Here is a 17,519-nt window from a genome sequence, read left to right on the forward strand (position 1 = left end):
GTCAGTCCTCCGTCCGGAACCGTGCTGTGCTGCCGTCGGTCAGCGAGACCGTCAGTACCCCGTCACCGTCCAGCGTCACGTCGGCCACGGCGGGCCCGGCCGACGCCGCCTGGTACACCGAGGCGAAGGTGACCAGGTCCGACTGGGCGGTGAAGTCGACCCGGGTGCGCACCCGTTGCGGGTCGTCCGCAGGGCCGGGGCCCGGCCCGGAGACCGGACGCACCGCCGCACCGGGGGTGTGGGTGTGCCAGCCGTGCAGGGTCTCGTCGCCGTACCAGGTGGTGCGGACCCCGCCCGGGGCCTGGAGCTGGACGTCCAGCGCCACACCGGGACGAAGCTGCGCGGTGAGGCGCCGCTCCTCCTCGGCCCGCACCGTCAGCAGGTCGACCAGATAGCTGTCACCGAGCACCACCCGTCGCACCGCGCGCACACCCTCGTACGCGGTCGTCACCTCGGCGGTGACGGACGAACCGTCCGAGCCGAGCAGCCGCCCGGTGCACTCGGCCTGTTCGGCGCCGTCCACCCGGAACGCCGGGTGGGCCTCCGTGGACGCGTACAGATCCCGGAACTCGGCATGTGCGTAAGGGACTTGGCCCGGGTCGGGCTGCCACGGCGTGGTGTCCCCGTACAGATAGAGCGACAGCTTGTCCCGATGGCCGTGCGAGCCGCCGTGCGGACCGAAGTCCAGCAGCGCGTGGACGCCCGCATGCCGCAGCACCGCGTACCCGGCGGTCGGGAACACCGTCACCGGACCGGGCGCCGGCCGCTTGGGCAGCGGCGGCCCGGCGAACCAGCCGTCCAGCTCGCGATCGAGCCCGTCGTCCTGCGCGCCGAGCTCGGCACGGGCCCGCCCGGCCACCGCTTCCAGTGCCGGAGAGGGCACCAACTGCTGAGCCAGGGACGTGAGTTCGAGCCACTCCAGGGCGAGCGGATGGCGCAGATACGGGCCGTCGTGCAGCGCCGGCAGGATGCCGCCCGGCGTGGCGATCGTCGCCAGCACATCCGTCATCCCGGCCAGCACGTCCATTACGTCGGACGGCACGGCGGCGGGGTCGGTGCCCCGCAGCGCCAGCAGCGCCGCCCGCAGCACGAACCCGTGGTAGTAGGTGCTGCCTTCCCACTCCCAGCCGTCGTCGGCGACCGCGACGCGCAGATGCGCGTACAGCCCGTGCTCGCCCTCCAGCCACTGCCCGGCACCGTGCCAATCCTGGCCGCGGGCCGCCGCACCGCCCCGGCTCGCCGCCGCGCCGGCCGCGTTGAGCCACGCGGTGTAGTTGGAGGCGAGATGGCCCTGACCGGTGAGCACGTCCCGGGCGTCGAGCGCGGCCTGCTCCAGCGCGTCCAGCAGTGGCAGCACCGGAGCCAGGTCCTCGGTCGACTGCTCGGCGAGCGTGATCACGGCGTGCCCGACGTTCACCGCCCAGATGGCGTCGGTCAGTGCCTGGTGGAAGAGCCGGCCGCGCAGCATCCAGGACTGGGCCTCGCCGTGCCGCTCGGTGGCCAGCGAGGCGTACAGCCCCGCGTACTCCACCAGCCGCGACACCGACTCCGCGCGCTCCTTGCGGTGGGCGAGCACCCGCAGGTGCCGCGCCCACGCCTGGTGCGAGAGCACCAGCCAGGCGCCGCGCACCGCCTCGTCGTCCACCCGGCAGCCGTACGCGCAGCGCGCACCGCCCTCGGGGAACACCCCGGAGAGCAGGTCACCGTGGTCGAGCTCCACGCCGTGCGCCGGGCAGACGTACGCGTGCCACCAGCCGCCCCGCTCCCGGGCGATCCGCCTCAACGCGGCCACACGCCACCGTCGATGTCCACCGTGGTGGCGGTGAGGAAGCCGGACGACGGCGAGGCCAGATGGACGACCGCGGCGCCGACGTCCTCGGGGGTGCCGGCCCGGCCGACCGGGATGCCCGCCTCCATGGCCTGCTGCGCCTCGGGGGCGGTGAACGTGTCGTGGAAGGCGGTGCCCTTGATGAAGCCGGGTGCGACGGAGTTGACCGTGATGCCGGTGCCCCCGAGCTCCTTGGCCAGCCCCTTGGTGAAGCCGCGCACACCGGCCTTGGCCGCCGCGTAGGCCACCGAGCCGGGGCCGCCGCCGTTGTGGGCGGCCAGCGAGGACATCGTGATGACGCGGCCGGCCGACGACTCCTTCAGGTGGGGGATCGCGGCGCGCACGGTGCGGAACGTGGACGTCAGATTGGTGGAGAGGACCTGGTCGAAGTGGTCGTCGGACATCTCGGCGATGGTGGCCCGGCCGATCAGATGTCCCGCGTTGCAGACCAGTACGTCCAGCCCGCCGAGGAAGCCGGTCGCCTCTTCGACGAGCCGGTCCACATCGGCGGTCACGGTGACATCGGCCTTGAACGCCTTCGCCCGGCGGCCCAGCGCCTCGATCGCGGAGACCGTCTTCGCGGCCTCGTCGGCGGAGGAGTGGTAGTGGACGGCGACGTCCGCGCCGGCCTCGGCGAGCGCGACGGCGATGGCGCGGCCGATGCCGTGGCCCGCCCCTGTCACCAGTGCGCGGGAGCCGTTGAGATCAGCAGACATGGAGTAAGTACCTTTCGAAGAACGGTCGTCGGGGTTCGATCCGGTCACTTGAGACCGGCGGTCGCGAACCCCTGCACGAAGTAGCGCTGGCCGATGAGGAAGAGAATGACCATGGGCAGCGTGGCCAGCGTGGTGCCGGCCATGAGGAAGTGCCATTGGGGGCCGTTCTCCGTCTTGAAGACGGAGAGCCCCACCTGGATCACCCGCAGGCTGTCCGTGCGGGTCACCAGCAGTGGCCAGAGGAAGTTGTTCCACGACGACTCGAAGGTCAGCAGCGCCACGGTGGTGAGCGCGGGCTTGACCTGCGGCGTCATGATCCGGGCGTAGATCCGGAACTCGCCCAGACCGTCGAGCCTGGCCGCCTCCTCCAGCTCCACCGGAAGGTCCAGATAGAACTGGCGGAAGAGGAAGACCGCGAAGGGGGTGACGGCGCCGGGAACGATCAGCGCCCACCAGGAGTCCAGCCAGCCGCTGCCGCCCTGGCCGAGGATGTCGTTCCCGCCGGCCAGCGGCATGAAGCGGACGATCAGGAACTCCGGCAGCACCTTGGTGTACGTGGGGATCATCAGCGCGGCGATGAAGAGGTAGAAGATGACCTCGCTGCCCCGGAACTTGATCCGGGCCAGCGAGTACCCGGCCATCGACGCCACGACCACGTTGATGAGGGTGTGGCTGAAGGCGATGATGAAGCTGTTGCGTGCGTACGTCGCGAACGGCGCCGCCTTCAGCGCGTCGACGTAGTTCCCGAACTCCCAGTGTTCCGGGAGCAGTCCGGCGTCCTGGGAGGCGATCTCCACCGGGGTCTTGAGTGAGGTGAGCACCATCCAGACGAACGGCACCACCATCAGCAGCGAGACGACGGTGAGGGTCGTGTAGAGCGCGATCCGGCCGGCGGTGACCGGCTTGCCGTTCTTCCCCGGCCGGGACTTCTTCGCGACCCTTGGCGCGTGCAGCTCAGTTGTGGCCACGGGTGCCTCCCATGATCCGCCGGTTGACCAGGGTGAAGCCCATCAGCAGCACGAACAGCACCAGTGACTGGGCACAGGCGTAGCCGACGCGGAACTCCCGGAAGGCGGACTTGTAGATCTCGTACGTCATCATCGTGGTGCTGTTGGCGGGACCGCCGTCGGTCAGGATGTAGATCTGGTCGAAGGACTGGAACGCGCTGATCATCGACGTGATGAGGACGAAGAACGTCGCGGGCTTCAGCAGCGGCAGGGTGATCGAGAAGAACTGCCGCACCTTCGAGGCACCGTCCACCGAAGCCGCCTCGTACAGCTCCTTCGGCAGGGACTGCAGTGCGGCCAGGTAGATGAGCATCTTCATGCCGATGCCCTGCCAGATGCCGACCAGGATCACCGAGGGCATCGCCCACGAGGTCGAGGCGAGCCAGGCCGGGCCGTCGATCCCGAGGAACGACAGGAGCGTGTTCAGCAGCCCGTTGCCCGGGTTGTAGATCCACAGCCAGACCAGTGCGATCGCCACGGTCGCCGTCACCTGCGGCAGGAAGACCGCGGTGCGGAAGATGCCGCGGGCCTTCAGACCGGTGTGCAGCGCCAGGGCGACGAGCAGCCCCAGCATCATGCCGAACGGCACGGTGAAGAAGGTGTAGACGACCGTGTTGACGATGGACTTGCGGAACACCGCGTCGCCCATCATCTCGGTGAAGTTGTCCAGACCCACGAACTGCGGCGCCGTCAGCACGTCGTACTTCGTGAAGGCCAGGACCACCGATGCGACGACCGGCAGGCCGATCCAGAGCGAGGCATGCAGCAGCGCGGGCGCCACCATCAGCATGCCGGCGCGTTGCCTGCGGCGCCCCGGCCCCGTCGGTACCCGGCCGGTGCGCTTCTTCGCGACCGTGCGTCCGTCCGGGGCGGAGGGCGGCGCGGGGCGCGCCTTCAATACGGATGTAGCTCCCACAGCGACGGGTCCTTACATCCGGCCGATTGCGGCCTCGGCGAGCCTGCCGAGTTCCGCGATGGCGTCCTTCGCGGACTGGTTGCCCACGATCGCGGGCTCCAGCGTGGGCTTGATCTTTTCGCGGATCTCCATCCACGCGGCGGTGCCGCCCTCGGAGCACGCGTCGCCCATGCTCTGCAGGGAGAGGTCGACGAACTTGTTCTCCTTCACGTACGAGGAGTCGCTGAGGTCCTTCAGGCCGGGCACCGAACCGCGCTGCTTGGCCGCGCCGAGGATCGACTCGGGAGTGGCGAGGTACTCGACGAGCGCACGGGCCGCCGCGGGATGCTTGGAACTGGCGGACTGGGTGACGAGCGTGCCGCCCTGGAGCATCGCGGGCTTGCGGTTCGCGAGGATGAACGCCCCGAGCTTGTCGTCCTTGATCAGGTCCGGCGACTGGTCGCTGGCCTGCCTCCACAGCGCGCTGGTCGTCATCATCATCGACGCCTTGCCGGTCTGGACGTTCGACGGGGCGCCGGCGTCCGTCTTCTTGGCGTAGTCGGCGGAACCGTCCTTGACGAGGTCCTTGAAGAACTGCAGCGCCTCGACCCCGCGGGCGTCGTTGAACAGCACCTTCTTGCCGTCCGAGCTGAACAGCTGGCCGCCGTTGGCGAAGAGGAAGGTCTCCCAGCACTGGCGCAGATCGATGGAGAACGGGTCGAATCCGATCCGGCCGTCCTTGGTGAGCTGCTTGGCCACGGCGCGCAGCTCGGCCCAGTTCGCCGGGGTCTTCTTGATGCCGGCCTCGGCGAAGTGGTCCTTGCGGTAGACGACGATGCGGGTGTCGAGGACGACCGGCAGCGCGTACAGCTTGCCGTCGTACCGGGACGGCTCCAGCACCCGCTTCTCGTAGTCGTGCGCGGTGGCGAACTTCTCCGGCAGCTCGGCGATCGCCTTCTTGGCCGCGAACGGCGGGATCCAGCCGACGCCCATCATCAGCACGTCGGGCAGCAGACCGCCCGCGAGACCGGTGGTGATCTTCTCGTTGAGCTGGGCGTACGTGGTGTAGTCCACGTTCACCTTGACGTCCGGGTACTTCTTCCGGAAGCCGCCGAGTATCTCCTTCTCCAACAGCGTCTTGCCGTCGGCACCTTCGTAGATCGGGGTGAGCAGAGTGATCTCACCTTCGGCGGGACCGTCGGCGGAGCCTGCCGCCGAAGTGCCGGTTCCGCACCCGCTGAGCGCGGCGGCAGCGGTACCGGCGCCGATGGCGGCAAGCAGCGACCGTCTTTTGAGTTGCATGGAACACCCCTTTTGAGGTGGAGGCTGTGGACCGATCCAGCGATAAGACCCAGCCATGGCTGGGAAGTGCTGGTAAATCGATGCACTGATGCTAGGAACGCCGTGAGAGCGACGTCAACAGCTGATGCACATGAATTTTCAGGGATGTTAACGGGTGTACCGGTAAACGAAGTTCAGTAAATCGATACACTGGTATGGTCTAGCGAGTTCCGAACCGGAGGTGGCATGAGCGGGGTAACGATCCATCAGGTCGCGGAGGCCGCGGGGGTCTCCGCGAGCACGGTCTCCAACGTCCTCAATGGGCGGACGGACCGTATGCAGGCGGCCACGCTGGCTCGCGTGGAGCAGGTGATCGAGCAGCTCAGCTACCGGCCCAACCGTGCCGCCCGGATGCTGCGGACCGGCCGCATCAAGGTCATCGGCCTCATCGTGCCGTCGGTCGCCAACCCCTTCTGGGGGGCGCTCGCCCGCGAGCTGGAGGCCATCGCGCTCGCCGAGGGGTACCACGTACTGCTGTGCAACAGCGAGCGCGACGCGGCCCGCGAGCTCAAGTACGGCGAGGAACTGCTCGCGGACGGGGTGAGCGGAGTGGTGCTCTGCTCCTCGCTGCCCTCGCTGGACCACATGACACCACTGCTGAGCCGAGGGCTGAAGATGGTGGCCTTCGACCGCACCGCGCAGGCGGGGGATCCGCCGTCGCTGGCCTCCATCAGCGTCGACAACGCGATGGGCGCCGAGATCGCCACCCGTCACCTGGTGGAACTCGGTCACCGCCGGCTGGCGTTCGTCTCCGGCTCGGTCAACAGTGTCAACCGCCGCGAGCGCCTGCGCGGCTTCCGGGCCGCCCTGGAGGCGGGCGGTCTCGACCCGGCCGACGCGATCGTCTGGCCGGGCGCCGACGCCACCGAGTTCGGCGACAAGGACGCGGCCGAGCTGGGGCGGAACGCCGCCCGGGAGCTCCTCGGCGGCCCCCGCCCGCCCACGGCGTTCGTCGCCATCAACGACATGTGCGCGATCGGCATCTGCCGGGGGGCCAAGGACGCCGGGCGCAGCGCCGGTCAGGACGTCTCCGTGGTCGGCTTCGACGACATTCTCCTCGCCGACCTCTTCGAACCGCCGCTCACCACGGTCCGCCAGCCGCTGCCGGAGATGGCCGCGGAGACCTTCCAGCAGCTGCGGGCCCGGATCGACTCGGCCCCGGCGGCGGGACGGTCGCTGCTCATCCGGCCGAGACTGGTCGTGCGGGAGTCGACGGCCCCGGCGCCGGTCGGTGCGACCGCCGCGATCCCGGCACCGGGCGTACCGGAACAGCAGGTCGCGGGCCGGGCGGTGTAGCCGTGGCGGGTCCGGCGGATCGTGGCCGGACGTGGCCCGGCCGCTGCCGCCCCGTCGGATCGAAGGCTCAGGGATGGGCGAGTTCGAGTACGACGATGCCGGCGAGGACGGCCGCGCCGGCGGTGAGGCGCAGCCGCCCGAACCGCTCGCGGAACAGGAGCGTGGCGATCAGCGCCGCGATGAGGATGCTGGTCTCGCGCAGGGCCGCGATGGTCGCGAGGTCGCCGTGGGCCTGCGCCCAGATGACCAGGCCGTAGGCGGTCAGCGAGATGACGCCGCCGGTCAGGCCGATCCCGCGGACCGGCTTCAGCTGCGCGAACAGCGGACGGCCCCGCCGGGCGAGCGCCAGCAGAGGCAGAACGGGGCCCTGGCAGAGGAAGAGCCAGGCGATGTAGCCGATGACGGTCCGGGAGTGGTGCACCCCCGTGCCGTCGACGACGGTGTAGGCCGCGATGACCGTGCCGGTGGCCACCGCCGCGGCGAGCGCGGGCAGCTGTGCGCGCCCGGGCCACCCGTCCGCGAAGGCCAGAGCGGCCAGTCCGGTCGAGATGACCAGTACGCCCGCCGTCTCGGCGGCGGAGATCGGCCGGCCCAGCAGCGTCACGGAGGCGACGGCCACGAGCAGTGGCGCGGTGCCACGGGCGATGGGGTACATCTGGCCGAAGTCGCCCAGCTGGTAGGCCCGCAGCAGGAAGAGCTGGGAGAGCACCTCCAGTGCGGCGGAGACCAGGATGAACGGCCAGGCCCCGGCCTCGGGCAGCGGAACGAGACAGACCATGACCGCCGCGCAGCCGGTGTACGCGAGGTTGATGAGGGTGAAGCCGACGAGTTTGTCGGGGATGCGGTGGGCCATCGCGTTCCACAGCGCATGGAGGACGGCGGCGCAGAGCACGGCCGAGGGCACGGCTGAGCCGGGGGGAAGGAACGAGGGCATGGCGGGGCTCCCTGCGGCAACAGAGTATCTGGAACAGAATTCCGCGCTACTCTAATCACATGGAACAGAATTCCAGTGACGGGTACCGGCTCGGTGCCCACGTGAGGGCCAGACTGCCGGAGCTCCGGGAGACCGAGGCGCGTGTCGCGCAGGTGATCCTCGACCAGGGGGCCGACCTGGTCCGGCTCAGCGTCAGCGACGTCGCGGCCCTGGCCGGTACGGCTCCGTCGTCGGTCGTCCGCGCCTGCCAGCGCCTCGGATTCCGCGGCTATCAGGAACTGAAGATCGCGGCAGCACGCCAGGGCCCGACGAGTGGCGCACCGGCCCTGGACCCCGTCGACGATCCGGCGGCCCGTGCGCTGGCCGACACACTGCACGCCTCCCGCGAGGCAATCGACGACCTGGCCACCACCCTCACCGCCACCGGGCTCCGCGCTGCCGCCGCCGCACTGGACGCGGCTCCCCGCGTAGTGGTCGCCGCGGCCGGCCTCTCCGCCGCCGTGGCCGCCGACGCCGCGTACCGGCTGCGTGCCCTCGGCTGTGTCGTCGACGCCCCCGTCGATGCCCTCACCGCTCAGCTCTCCGCCGCGCAACTCCCGCCGGGCGCCGTCTGCCTGGCCATCAGCCACACCGGAGCCACCCGCAGCACGGTCGACACCGCCCGCCGCGCCCGTCTGGCCGGAGCCGAGGTCATCGGTCTGACCAGCTATGCCCAGTCACCGCTGAGCGAGACCAGCACGCACACCCTGGTCGCCGGGGGACAGGACCTGGTCTTCGGTCTGGAGACCACGGCCAGCCGCATCGCCCACCTGGTCACCGTCGACGCACTCGCCCAGACCCTCCTCGCCCTGCGCACGACGACGGCGGAACGAACACTCCACCTCTCGGCCGACGTCACCGCCGACCACTCCTACTGACCGCCGCGTACAGGCGACTTCACGGGCGGCTCGTGGCACGGGTCCATTCACCGGTGGACCCGTGCCGGACGCCGCTCGGATCGCGCTCAGCGGCGATTGACACGGTACACGTCCCTGACGCAGAGGTTGAGGGTGGTGGCCGCCACGATGACAGCGGCGCAGACCAGCAGTACGCTCCGGTCGGCCCAGGCGTGCACGGCGAGCGCGGTGATCAGGTAGCCGAGCGGGATGGCGAGACGCTCCCCGACACCGTTGAAGGAGCTCATCCGGCCCAGCTCCTCCTGTGGCACGTGCTGTTGGAGCGCCGTGTTCCACGCCACGACGGTGATGTCCAGCCCGATGCCCGCGAGTACGGCGCCGAGCAGCACCCACGGCAGGGGCAGGCCGAGACCCAGCGCGGCCGGCGGCAGACAGAGCCCGGCGCCGGTGACGACGGCGACGGCCAGCAGACGGTACGGCTTCCAGCGCAGGCACACCACCGTTCCCGCCAGCAGCCCGAAGGCGAACGCGCCCTGGACCAGTCCCCAGGAACGTGCCCCCGAGTAGCGCTCGGCCGCGACCACCGGACCGAGCAGCTGAAACCCGGCCAGCCACGCGGCGACCACCACCGTTCCCGCGGCGGTGTACGTCCACAGCCAGGTGCGCGACCGGAACCCGGACCACCCCGCCCGCAGATCGGCCAGGGCGCTGCTCGTCGTCACCGGTGCGCTCAGCCGCAGACCGAGCAGGAGCAGCGCCGCGACGAGAAAGCTGAGCGCGTCCCAGGACAGGGCCCAGGCCGGCCCGCCGACCGCGACGATCACCCCTCCGGCAACAGGGCCGAGCACCTTGACGGCATTGCTCGGAAGCCGGAGCAGCGCGTTGGCCCGTTGCAGATGCTCGGCCGCGACGATCTGCGCCACGACGCCCGTCGCGGCCGGAGCCGTGAAGGCCGTGGCGATCCCCGAGACGAAGCCGCACCCGGCGATCGAGGCCGTTGTGGCATGGCCGGTGGCCACGAGCGTCGCGAGCACGCCCTGTGCGGTCGCGGCCAGCAGATTGCTCAGGAACAGGATCCGGCTGCGGGAGATTCGATCGGCGAGCACACCGCCCGCCACGGTGAAGACGATGGTGGGGACCGAATTGGTCGCCAGCACCACACCGAGCGACCCGGCTCCGCCGCCCTGGCCGATCACCGCGTAGGCGAGTGCGAGCGGAGCCATCGCCGAGCCGGTCGCCGAGACGAGGGAGGCGAGCGCGAACCGCCGGAAGGCCGGAACCCGCAAGGGTGCCGGACGGGTCGAGGGTGCCTCGACGGTGGACTCCATGGTTCTCCTGCCGCACGAGGTCGCGGTGGTCGTTCCGGCTCACGGTGGGGCCGAACCGTCGGCTCACCGTCGGGCTCCGTCCGGCTTCGCACCGGTACCCGCCCGCGGGGCGTCGTGCCGCGGGGCCGATCGCGTTGCGCCCGCCGGTCCACCGGTCGTGGGGACGGGGCCGGACGGGTATGCCCACCGCATCGGCCGGTTCCCCCTCGTGACGCGGCCGCACATGGGCGTGCGGCCACGGCAGGAACCTACCCCGGCCCCGTACGTCCCGCCTTCGTCACAGACGTTGCTCGGCCAGATCAAGCCAGTGCTCCACGTCGCCCGGTGCGAAGTGCCGGATGGCCCAGTCGGTCATCCGCAGACTCATATGGGCCCAGCAGGGGCGCAGAACGTCGTCGGGCAGTGTGTCCAGGATGTCGTCGAGCCGGTGGACGACCCCCGGCGCCTGTTCCTGTGCGTGCAGCCCGAAGCGCAGCGTGACCAGGTCGAAACGGCGGTCTCCCCGACCGGCGCCGTCCCAGTCGACGACCCCGGTGACCGTACCGTCCACCGCGAGCAGGTTGCCGTGGTGAAAGTCCTGGTGCACGACGTCGTCCCCGGCCAGGCGGGGAGGACGGCCGGCGCCGACCGAACGGACCCGGCGTTCGAGGGCGGCGCTGCGCGGGCCGTGGAGACGCAGCGGCTCGTGAAGGCAGTAGCCGGGGCCGTCCTCCAGCAGATACAGCTGCATCGACGGGATGTCCGCGCGCCCGGCCAGCAGCCCGGCCTGGGATTCGTTGAGCGCGAGGGCCTGATCCAGACCTCGGTGGTCCAGCGACTTTGGCGGCGCGCCCGGCAGAAGCTCCTGGACCAGCACCACCCCTCCACCCACCTGGATCGCCAGCTCCGTGGACGGGCAGGGAAACCCCTGATCGCGCAGCGCCTCGCACACCGCCAGGGGCCCCGCCCGCAGCGCGTCGAGCCGGGCGCCCGGCCGCCACTTCAGCACGGACCGGTGGCCGTCGGGCCACCGGACGTACGCGGCACCCACCTCGCCGCCCGGGCAGGGCCCCTCGACCACCAGCCGCACGCCGGTCCCGGCGTGCACGGCATCCGTCATCCGGCCGGCGTCGAGGCGCTCGGCACGTTCCCAGGGCTGCTGCGTCGAGGTGGTCATCGGAGCATTCTCCGGGAGGAACGAAACGGGTGCCGGTCGGGGGGCCGGGCTGCGGCGCGACACCTTCCCCGCTCCGTCCGCTGCGAGCGGGGCCGTGGAGTCCGGTCGGGGCACGGCGATCCGGACGGACTTCCCGGGCGGCCGCCGGGACCACCGCTCCGGGTGCGGCGCCCCGGCCCGGAATCCGGCCCTGACATCGGCCCGGAATCCGGCCCGCCCGGTGCGACGCGGACTCAGTCCGCCGACGCCGTCCAGCCCAGCGCCTCGATGCGCGCGGCGTCGCCGGACCGGCCCTCGTCGAAGAGCGTCCGGTTGCCGTCCTCGACCCGGACGGCGTCCACATACGCCCCGCGTCCGACGTACAGCTGATCCGTTGTGTACCGCCACCTCAGCCGGACCTCCTTGCCGCGCCAGGCGGCGAGGTCCGCGTCGAGGCGGTGCCATACCCGGCCGGACCAGCCGGAGACCGCTCCGGTGGGATGCGGCTCGGGCTCGGGGCGGGGTCTCTGCGACGTCGGGACGGTGGTGAACGGGACCGGCTGCCAGGTCGCCCCGGCGTCCGCCGACGCCTCCAGGAAGAGGAAGTCGGACCCCGGCTCGGTGTCCCACCACAGCGCCGAGCTCAGCCGGCCGTGCGAGGAGGCGAGGCGCAGCGGGGGCAGTGTGAGCGTGGCCGATGCGGCGCTCGCCATCCCTGAGAACCACGCCGTACGGCCACGGGCGGGGCGGACCGCGACGGCGCGCGCCATCTGATTCGCGGTGGCGACGCGCGGGGCGCTGCCGGAGCGCCAACTGCGTACAGGGTGAACAGAGTTGCCGAGGACGATCAGGAACGAGTCGGTCGTCGGGTCCAGGACGAGACTGGTGCCGGTGAAGCCGGTGTGGCCCGCGGTGCGCGGGGTCGCCATCGCCCCCATGTACCAGTGCTGGTAGAGCTCGAAGCCGAGGCCGTGGGCATCGCCGGGGAACGCGGTGTTGAAGTCGGTGAACAGCAGGTCCACCGATTCGGCGGACAGGATCCGCGCGCGGCCGTAGACCCCGCCGTTGAGCAGCGTACGGGCGAGGATCGCCAGGTCCCAGGCGCAGGAGAAGACTCCGGCGTGGCCCGCCACCCCGCCCAGGCTGTACGCGTTCTCGTCGTGCACTTCGCCCCAGACCAGCCCGCGCTCCAGCCCGGACCAGGGCAGCCGGGCGTCCTCGGTCGCGGCGATCTTCGGCTTCCAGGAGGACGGCGGGTTGTACCGGGTGCGGTGCATCCCGAGCGGAGCGGTGATCTGCTCACGGAGCAGGACGTCCTGTGTGCGGCCGGTGAGCTTCTCCAGGACCAGTTGCAGTGAGATCAGGTTGAGGTCGGAGTAGAGGTACACCGTGCCCGGCGGGCTCGCGGGCACCTCGTCCCACAGCAGCTGCAGCTTCCCCTCGCGGGTGGGCGCCTTGTACAGCGGGATCCAGGCACGGAACCCGGAGGTGTGCGTGAGGAGTTGACGGATCGTGATGTCCTGCTTGCCGCCGCCCGCGAAATCGGGCAGGTACGAGGCGACCTTCGCCTCCAGCTCCAGCGTCCCGCGCTCGATCTGCTGCACGGCCAGGATCGAGGTGAACAGCTTCGACACCGAAGCCAGGTCGAAGACGGTGTCCTCGGCCATGGGGATCTGCCGGTCCGGCGGGAACTCCACGCCGGTGTCGGACTTCTCGTCGTACGCCGCGTAGCGCACGGCCTTGCCGACCGGCCGGTGCAGGGCCACCGTGCCACCCCGCCCGGCGAGCAGCACCGCCCCCGCGTACCAGGGGTGCTTGGGGGAGGCGGCCAGGAACTTCTGCGCCTCGGTGACCAGTTGGTCCAGGGGTTCCTGGAGCAGCCCGGCGCGTTCGGCCGAACCGCGCCGCAACGTCGGCCTGCCGTGTCCCGGCGCGGCGCCCCCGGTCCCTGTACTCATGTCCGACGACCCCGCCCCCGACTCCATGGCCGACGCCCGCTCCGCGAACGGAATCGGCGCCAGGGCGAGTGCCCCGCCCAGGGCCAGCATCCCACCGCCCAGCCTCCGCCGGCTGATCCCTCTGCCCGACGCGTCCTCGGTCATCCGGAACTCCTTCTCACTGCGCGAAAGTAACTTTCGAAAATTCGTCCGGCAATGAAACTTCCTGCCGCCGCAGAGATTACTGTCACCCCCGCCGTCGCGGAGGTGCCCTGCGCCACAAAGAATCTGACACTGCATCAGAAAATCTCTTCCCTCGGATGTCGGGCTGAGGCATCCTGCGCCCCATGGAGACGGAGCTGAGCAAGAAACTGGGAGTCGAGCACGCCATCTTCGGCTTCACGCCGTTCCCCGCGGTGGCCGCGGCCATCACCCGGGCCGGCGGATTCGGCGTACTCGGCGCGGTCCGCTACACCGCCCCCGACGACCTCGCGCGCGATCTCGACTGGATGCAGGAGCACACCGACGGCAAGCCGTACGGCCTCGACGTCGTCATGCCCGCGAAGAAGGTGGAGGGGGTGACCGAGGCCGACGTCGAGGCGATGATCCCGGCCGGGCACCGGCAGTTCGTCCAGGACACCCTCGCCAAGCACGGCGTGCCGGAGCTCCCCGAGGGCGAGGCATCCGGCTGGCGCATCACCGGCTGGATGGAGGAGGTCGCGCGCAACCAGCTCGACGTCGCCTTCGACTACCCCATCAAGCTCCTCGCCAACGCCCTCGGATCGCCGCCCGCCGACGTCGTCCGCCGCGCCCATGACCGGGGCGTGCTCGTCGCCGCCCTGGCCGGGAGCGCGAAGCACGCCCGCCACCATGCCGATGCGGGCATCGACATCGTCGTCGCCCAGGGTTATGAGGCGGGCGGCCACACCGGTGAGATCGCGTCCATGGTCCTGGTCCCGGACGTGGTCGACGCCGTCGGACCGCTTCCCGTCCTCGCCGCGGGAGGAATCGGCAGCGGCGAGCAGATCGCCGCTGGGCTGGCCCTAGGCGCCCAGGGCGTCTGGCTCGGCTCCCTCTGGCTGACCGCAGAGGAGGCCGACCTGCACTCCCGCGCGCTGACCCGCAAGCTCCTCGCCGCCGGCTCCGGCGACACCGTCCGCTCCCGCGCCCTCACCGGCAAGCCCGCACGCCAGCTCCGTACCGAATGGACCGACGCCTGGGACGACCCGGCCGGGCCCGGCACCCTGCCCATGCCGCTCCAGGGGCTGCTGGTGGCCGAGGCCGTGTCGCGCATCCAGAAGTACGAGACCGGCGCGCTGCTCGGCACCCCCGTCGGCCAGATCGTCGGCCGGATGAACAGCGAACGCAGCGTGCAGGCCGTCTTCGACGACCTGACCCGCGGCTTCGAGCGAGCCGTGGACCGGATCAACCGCATCGCCGGACGGAGCGCCTCATGAGTCAGCCGCCCAACGGTTTCTGGGCCCAGGCCACCGCCGACCCCGACCGCACGGTCCTGATCGCACCCGACGGCGAGAGCTGGACGGCGGGCCGGCTGCACGCCGCCGCCAACCGCCTCGTCCACGGACTGCGCGCGGCCGGGCTGCGAAAGGGTGACGCGTTCGCGGTCGTGCTGCCCAACGGCGTCGAGTTCCTCACCGCCTACCTCGCCGCCTCCCAGGCCGGCCTCTATCTGGTCCCCGTCAACCACCACTTCGTCGGCCCCGAGATCGCCTGGATCGTCGCCGACTCCGGCGCCAAGGTGCTCATCGCCCACGAGCGGTTCGCACCGGCCGCCACCGAGGCCGCCGACGAGGCGGGACTGCCGGCGAGCCACCGCTTCGCCGTGGGAGCGGTCGACGGCTTCCGCCCGTACGCCGAACTTCTCGAAGGGCAGCCCGGGGCGGCCCCCCAGGACCGCACCCTGGGCTGGGTCATGAACTACACCTCGGGCACCACGGGCCGCCCGCGCGGCATCCGCCGCCCGCTCTCCGGACGGCTTCCCGAGGAGAGCCACCTCGGCGGATTCCTCGGCATCTTCGGCATCGGACCGTTCGACGACAACGTCCACCTGGTCTGCTCGCCGCTGTACCACACGGCCGTTCTGCAGTTCGCGGGCGCGTCCCTGCACATCGGACACCCACTGGTCCTGATGGACCGGTGGACGCCCGAGGAGATGCTCCGGCTCATCGACACCCACCGCTGTACCCACACCCACATGGTCCCGACCCAGTTCCACCGCCTCCTCGCCCTCCCCGACGAGGTGAAACGGCGGTACGACGTCACGGCCATGCGGCACGCCATCCACGGCGCCGCGCCCTGCCCCGACCACGTCAAGCGCGCCATGATCGACTGGTGGGGCAGGTGCGTCGAGGAGTACTACGCGGCCAGCGAGGGCGGCGGCGCCTTCGCCACCGCCGAGGACTGGCTGAAGAAGCCGGGCACGGTCGGCCGGGCCTGGCCGATCAGTGAACTCGCCGTCTTCGACGACGACGGCAACCGCCTGCCGCCCGGTGAGCTCGGCACCGTCTACCTGAAGATGAACACCGGCGGCTTCAGCTACCACAAGGACGAGACCAAGACGAGGAAGAACCGCATCGGCGACTTCTTCACCGTGGGCGACCTCGGCTTCCTCGACGAGGACGGCTACCTCTTCCTCCGCGACCGCAAGATCGACATGATCATCTCCGGCGGGGTCAACATCTACCCCGCCGAGATCGAGGGCGCCCTGCTCGGACACCCCGCCGTCGCCGATGTCGCCGTCTTCGGCATCCCGCACCCCGACTGGGGCGAGGAGGTCAAGGCGGTCGTCGAACCGGCCGAGGGACACCGGGCGGGGGAGGAGCTCGCCGCCGCGATCCTGGGCCACTGCGAACAGCGGCTCGCCGGATACAAGCGGCCCAGGAGCATCGACTTCATCGAGGCGATGCCCCGCGACCCCAATGGCAAGCTCTACAAGCGTCGGCTGCGCGACCCGTACTGGGCAGGTCACTCACGGGCCGTGTGAGCCGCCGTCCGGCCGTCGCCCGACGAGCGCCCCCGTACCCGCTCTGGCAGGGTGTGGCCCATGAACGCGAGCGCTACGATCCGGTCGCTGGCGACCCGGTGGACGGTGGTCGTGCCGCTGGTCGCCGCGCTCGCGCTGGTCTTCAGCTGGGGCCGGGAACTGCCGGGGCCCGCCGTCGCCGTGGTCGCGCTCTGTCTGGCGGGCGCCGTCCTGGCCGCCGTGCACCACGCCGAGGTCATCGCCCACCGGGTCGGCGAACCGTTCGGCTCGCTCGTCCTGGCCGTCGCCGTCACCGTCATCGAAGTGGCCCTCATCGTCACCCTGATGGTGGGAGGCGGCCCCAAGACGTCCGCGCTCGCCCGCGACACCGTGTTCGCCGCCGTGATGATCACCTGCAACGGGATCGTCGGACTGTCGATGCTGGTCGGCGCCGTCCGCTCCCGGGTCGTCGTCTTCAACGCCGAGGGCTCCGGGGCCGCCCTCGCGACCGTCGCCACCCTCGCCACGCTCAGCCTGGTCCTGCCGACCTTCACCGTCGGCAAACCCGGCCCCGAGTTCTCCACCGCCCAACTGACCTTCGCCGCCGTCGCCTCACTCCTGCTGTACGGGCTGTTCGTCGCCGTGCAGACGGTGCGGCACCGCGAGTACTTCCTGCCGCTCACACCCGAGGGCGCGCTCAAGCCGGACGAGCACCACGCGGCGCTGCCCGGGCGCGGCGCCACCGCGCTGAGCCTGGTGATGCTGCTGGTCGCGCTGGTCGCGGTCGTCGGTGACGCCAAGTCCGTGTCGCCGACCATCGAGTCCGGGGTGGAGGCGGCCGGAATGCCCCAGGCGGTGGTCGGCGTCGTGATCGCCCTGCTGGTGCTGCTGCCGGAGACCCTCGCGGCGGTACGGGCCGCCCGCCGCGACCGGATCCAGACCAGCCTCAACCTCGCCCTCGGCTCGGCGATGGCGAGCATCGGCCTGACCATCCCGGCCATCGCCCTCGCCTCGATCTGGCTCGACGGACCGCTCCATCTCGGCCTCGGTGCCACCCATATGGTGCTGCTCGCCCTCACCGTGATCGTGGGGGCGCTGACCGTCGTACCGGGACGGGCCACCCTGCTCCAGGGCGGCGTCCATCTGTCGATCTTCGCCGCGTTCGTCTTCCTCGCGATCAGCCCCTGACCGCCCGCCGGACGGACAGGGGCCGATCGCACCAC

The 17,519-nt window shown here is 71.0% G+C and carries 14 protein-coding genes; 5 read left to right on the top strand and 9 right to left on the bottom strand.

Annotated elements, in window-relative coordinates:
- Position 1 precedes the first annotated feature (1 nt).
- From AADR41_RS05180 to AADR41_RS05200, 5 genes are read right to left on the bottom strand one after another with little or no spacing between them, the layout of a single operon-like run.
- Complete coding sequence (locus AADR41_RS05180; protein WP_342280177.1) at positions 2–1,792, bottom strand: heparinase II/III domain-containing protein; 1,791 nt, start codon at positions 1,790–1,792, stop codon at positions 2–4.
- Positions 1,780–2,544: an SDR family NAD(P)-dependent oxidoreductase gene (locus AADR41_RS05185; RefSeq protein ID WP_342280178.1), complete on the bottom strand. Its 765-nt coding sequence runs from the start codon at positions 2,542–2,544 to the stop codon at positions 1,780–1,782. The genes AADR41_RS05180 and AADR41_RS05185 overlap by 13 nt, the downstream gene beginning before the upstream one ends.
- A 44-nt stretch (positions 2,545–2,588) precedes the next feature.
- Complete coding sequence (locus tag AADR41_RS05190) at positions 2,589–3,512, bottom strand: carbohydrate ABC transporter permease (RefSeq protein ID WP_342280179.1); 924 nt, start codon at positions 3,510–3,512, stop codon at positions 2,589–2,591.
- Positions 3,499–4,467, bottom strand: coding sequence for a carbohydrate ABC transporter permease (locus AADR41_RS05195; protein ID WP_342280180.1), 969 nt, complete (start codon positions 4,465–4,467; stop codon positions 3,499–3,501). Before AADR41_RS05195 ends, AADR41_RS05190 begins: the two co-directional genes overlap by 14 nt.
- Before the next feature lie 12 nt (positions 4,468–4,479).
- Entirely contained in the window at positions 4,480–5,748 is a 1,269-nt protein-coding gene (locus tag AADR41_RS05200; protein ID WP_342280181.1) for an ABC transporter substrate-binding protein, read from the bottom strand.
- Between the two features lie 225 nt (positions 5,749–5,973).
- Here AADR41_RS05200 and AADR41_RS05205 point away from each other — a divergent pair, with 225 nt between their 5' ends.
- Positions 5,974–7,083, top strand: coding sequence for a LacI family DNA-binding transcriptional regulator (locus tag AADR41_RS05205; RefSeq protein WP_342280182.1), 1,110 nt, complete (start codon positions 5,974–5,976; stop codon positions 7,081–7,083).
- A gap of 67 nt (positions 7,084–7,150) precedes the next feature.
- Here AADR41_RS05205 and AADR41_RS05210 read toward each other — a convergent pair whose 3' ends face one another.
- Entirely contained in the window at positions 7,151–8,017 is an 867-nt protein-coding gene (locus tag AADR41_RS05210; protein ID WP_342280183.1) for an EamA family transporter, read from the bottom strand.
- Between the two features lie 59 nt (positions 8,018–8,076).
- On the opposite strand from AADR41_RS05210, the gene AADR41_RS05215 reads away from it, so the two are divergent.
- Positions 8,077–8,934 (top strand): MurR/RpiR family transcriptional regulator, encoded by an 858-nt coding sequence (locus AADR41_RS05215; protein WP_342280184.1) that lies wholly within the window; start codon positions 8,077–8,079, stop codon positions 8,932–8,934.
- Between the two features lie 86 nt (positions 8,935–9,020).
- On the opposite strand, the gene AADR41_RS05220 is transcribed toward AADR41_RS05215, so the two are convergent.
- The 3 genes from AADR41_RS05220 to AADR41_RS05230 all read right to left on the bottom strand — a co-directional run bounded on the left by AADR41_RS05220 (position 9,021) and on the right by AADR41_RS05230 (position 13,478).
- Positions 9,021–10,241, bottom strand: a complete 1,221-nt coding sequence (locus tag AADR41_RS05220) for an MFS transporter (protein ID WP_342280185.1) — start codon at positions 10,239–10,241, stop codon at positions 9,021–9,023.
- A 277-nt stretch (positions 10,242–10,518) separates the two neighbouring features.
- The gene (locus AADR41_RS05225) at positions 10,519–11,397 is read right to left on the bottom strand and encodes an aminoglycoside phosphotransferase family protein (RefSeq protein ID WP_342280186.1); all 879 of its coding nucleotides are present in this window, start codon (positions 11,395–11,397) and stop codon (positions 10,519–10,521) included.
- Positions 11,398–11,630: 233 nt separating this feature from the next.
- On the bottom strand, positions 11,631–13,478 hold the full coding sequence (locus AADR41_RS05230) for a serine hydrolase (protein ID WP_342280187.1): 1,848 nt from the start codon (positions 13,476–13,478) through the stop codon (positions 11,631–11,633).
- A gap of 182 nt (positions 13,479–13,660) precedes the next feature.
- Here AADR41_RS05230 and AADR41_RS05235 point away from each other — a divergent pair, with 182 nt between their 5' ends.
- Genes AADR41_RS05235 through AADR41_RS05245 form a run of 3 tightly spaced genes read left to right on the top strand, consistent with a single transcriptional unit; the run spans position 13,661 to position 17,484 of the window.
- On the top strand, positions 13,661–14,770 hold the full coding sequence (locus AADR41_RS05235) for an NAD(P)H-dependent flavin oxidoreductase (RefSeq protein ID WP_266788772.1): 1,110 nt from the start codon (positions 13,661–13,663) through the stop codon (positions 14,768–14,770).
- The gene (locus AADR41_RS05240; RefSeq protein WP_342280188.1) at positions 14,767–16,317 is read left to right on the top strand and encodes an acyl-CoA synthetase; all 1,551 of its coding nucleotides are present in this window, start codon (positions 14,767–14,769) and stop codon (positions 16,315–16,317) included. Before AADR41_RS05235 ends, AADR41_RS05240 begins: the two co-directional genes overlap by 4 nt.
- A 60-nt stretch (positions 16,318–16,377) precedes the next feature.
- Entirely contained in the window at positions 16,378–17,484 is a 1,107-nt protein-coding gene (locus AADR41_RS05245; protein WP_342280189.1) for a calcium:proton antiporter, read from the top strand.
- The last annotated feature ends 35 nt before the right edge of the window (positions 17,485–17,519 follow it).

The organism is Streptomyces sp. CLV115, from assembly GCF_038448545.1.
Classification (GTDB): Bacteria; Actinomycetota; Actinomycetes; order Streptomycetales; family Streptomycetaceae; genus Streptomyces; species Streptomyces sanglieri.

Bases quoted from the DNA above. Each gene is read 5' to 3' on its own strand.
- AADR41_RS05220 (WP_342280185.1), bottom strand. From the start codon at position 10,241: ATGGAGTCCACCGTCGAGGCACCCTCGACCCGTCCGGCACCCTTGCGG.
- AADR41_RS05235 (WP_266788772.1), top strand. From the start codon at position 13,661: ATGGAGACGGAGCTGAGCAAGAAACTGGGAGTCGAGCACGCCATCTTC.
- AADR41_RS05225 (WP_342280186.1), bottom strand. From the start codon at position 11,397: ATGACCACCTCGACGCAGCAGCCCTGGGAACGTGCCGAGCGCCTCGAC.
- AADR41_RS05205 (WP_342280182.1), top strand. From the start codon at position 5,974: ATGAGCGGGGTAACGATCCATCAGGTCGCGGAGGCCGCGGGGGTCTCC.
- AADR41_RS05240 (WP_342280188.1), top strand. From the start codon at position 14,767: ATGAGTCAGCCGCCCAACGGTTTCTGGGCCCAGGCCACCGCCGACCCC.
- AADR41_RS05230 (WP_342280187.1), bottom strand. From the start codon at position 13,478: ATGACCGAGGACGCGTCGGGCAGAGGGATCAGCCGGCGGAGGCTGGGC.
- AADR41_RS05200 (WP_342280181.1), bottom strand. From the start codon at position 5,748: ATGCAACTCAAAAGACGGTCGCTGCTTGCCGCCATCGGCGCCGGTACC.
- AADR41_RS05245 (WP_342280189.1), top strand. From the start codon at position 16,378: ATGAACGCGAGCGCTACGATCCGGTCGCTGGCGACCCGGTGGACGGTG.
- AADR41_RS05215 (WP_342280184.1), top strand. From the start codon at position 8,077: ATGGAACAGAATTCCAGTGACGGGTACCGGCTCGGTGCCCACGTGAGG.
- AADR41_RS05210 (WP_342280183.1), bottom strand. From the start codon at position 8,017: ATGCCCTCGTTCCTTCCCCCCGGCTCAGCCGTGCCCTCGGCCGTGCTC.
- AADR41_RS05185 (WP_342280178.1), bottom strand. From the start codon at position 2,544: ATGTCTGCTGATCTCAACGGCTCCCGCGCACTGGTGACAGGGGCGGGC.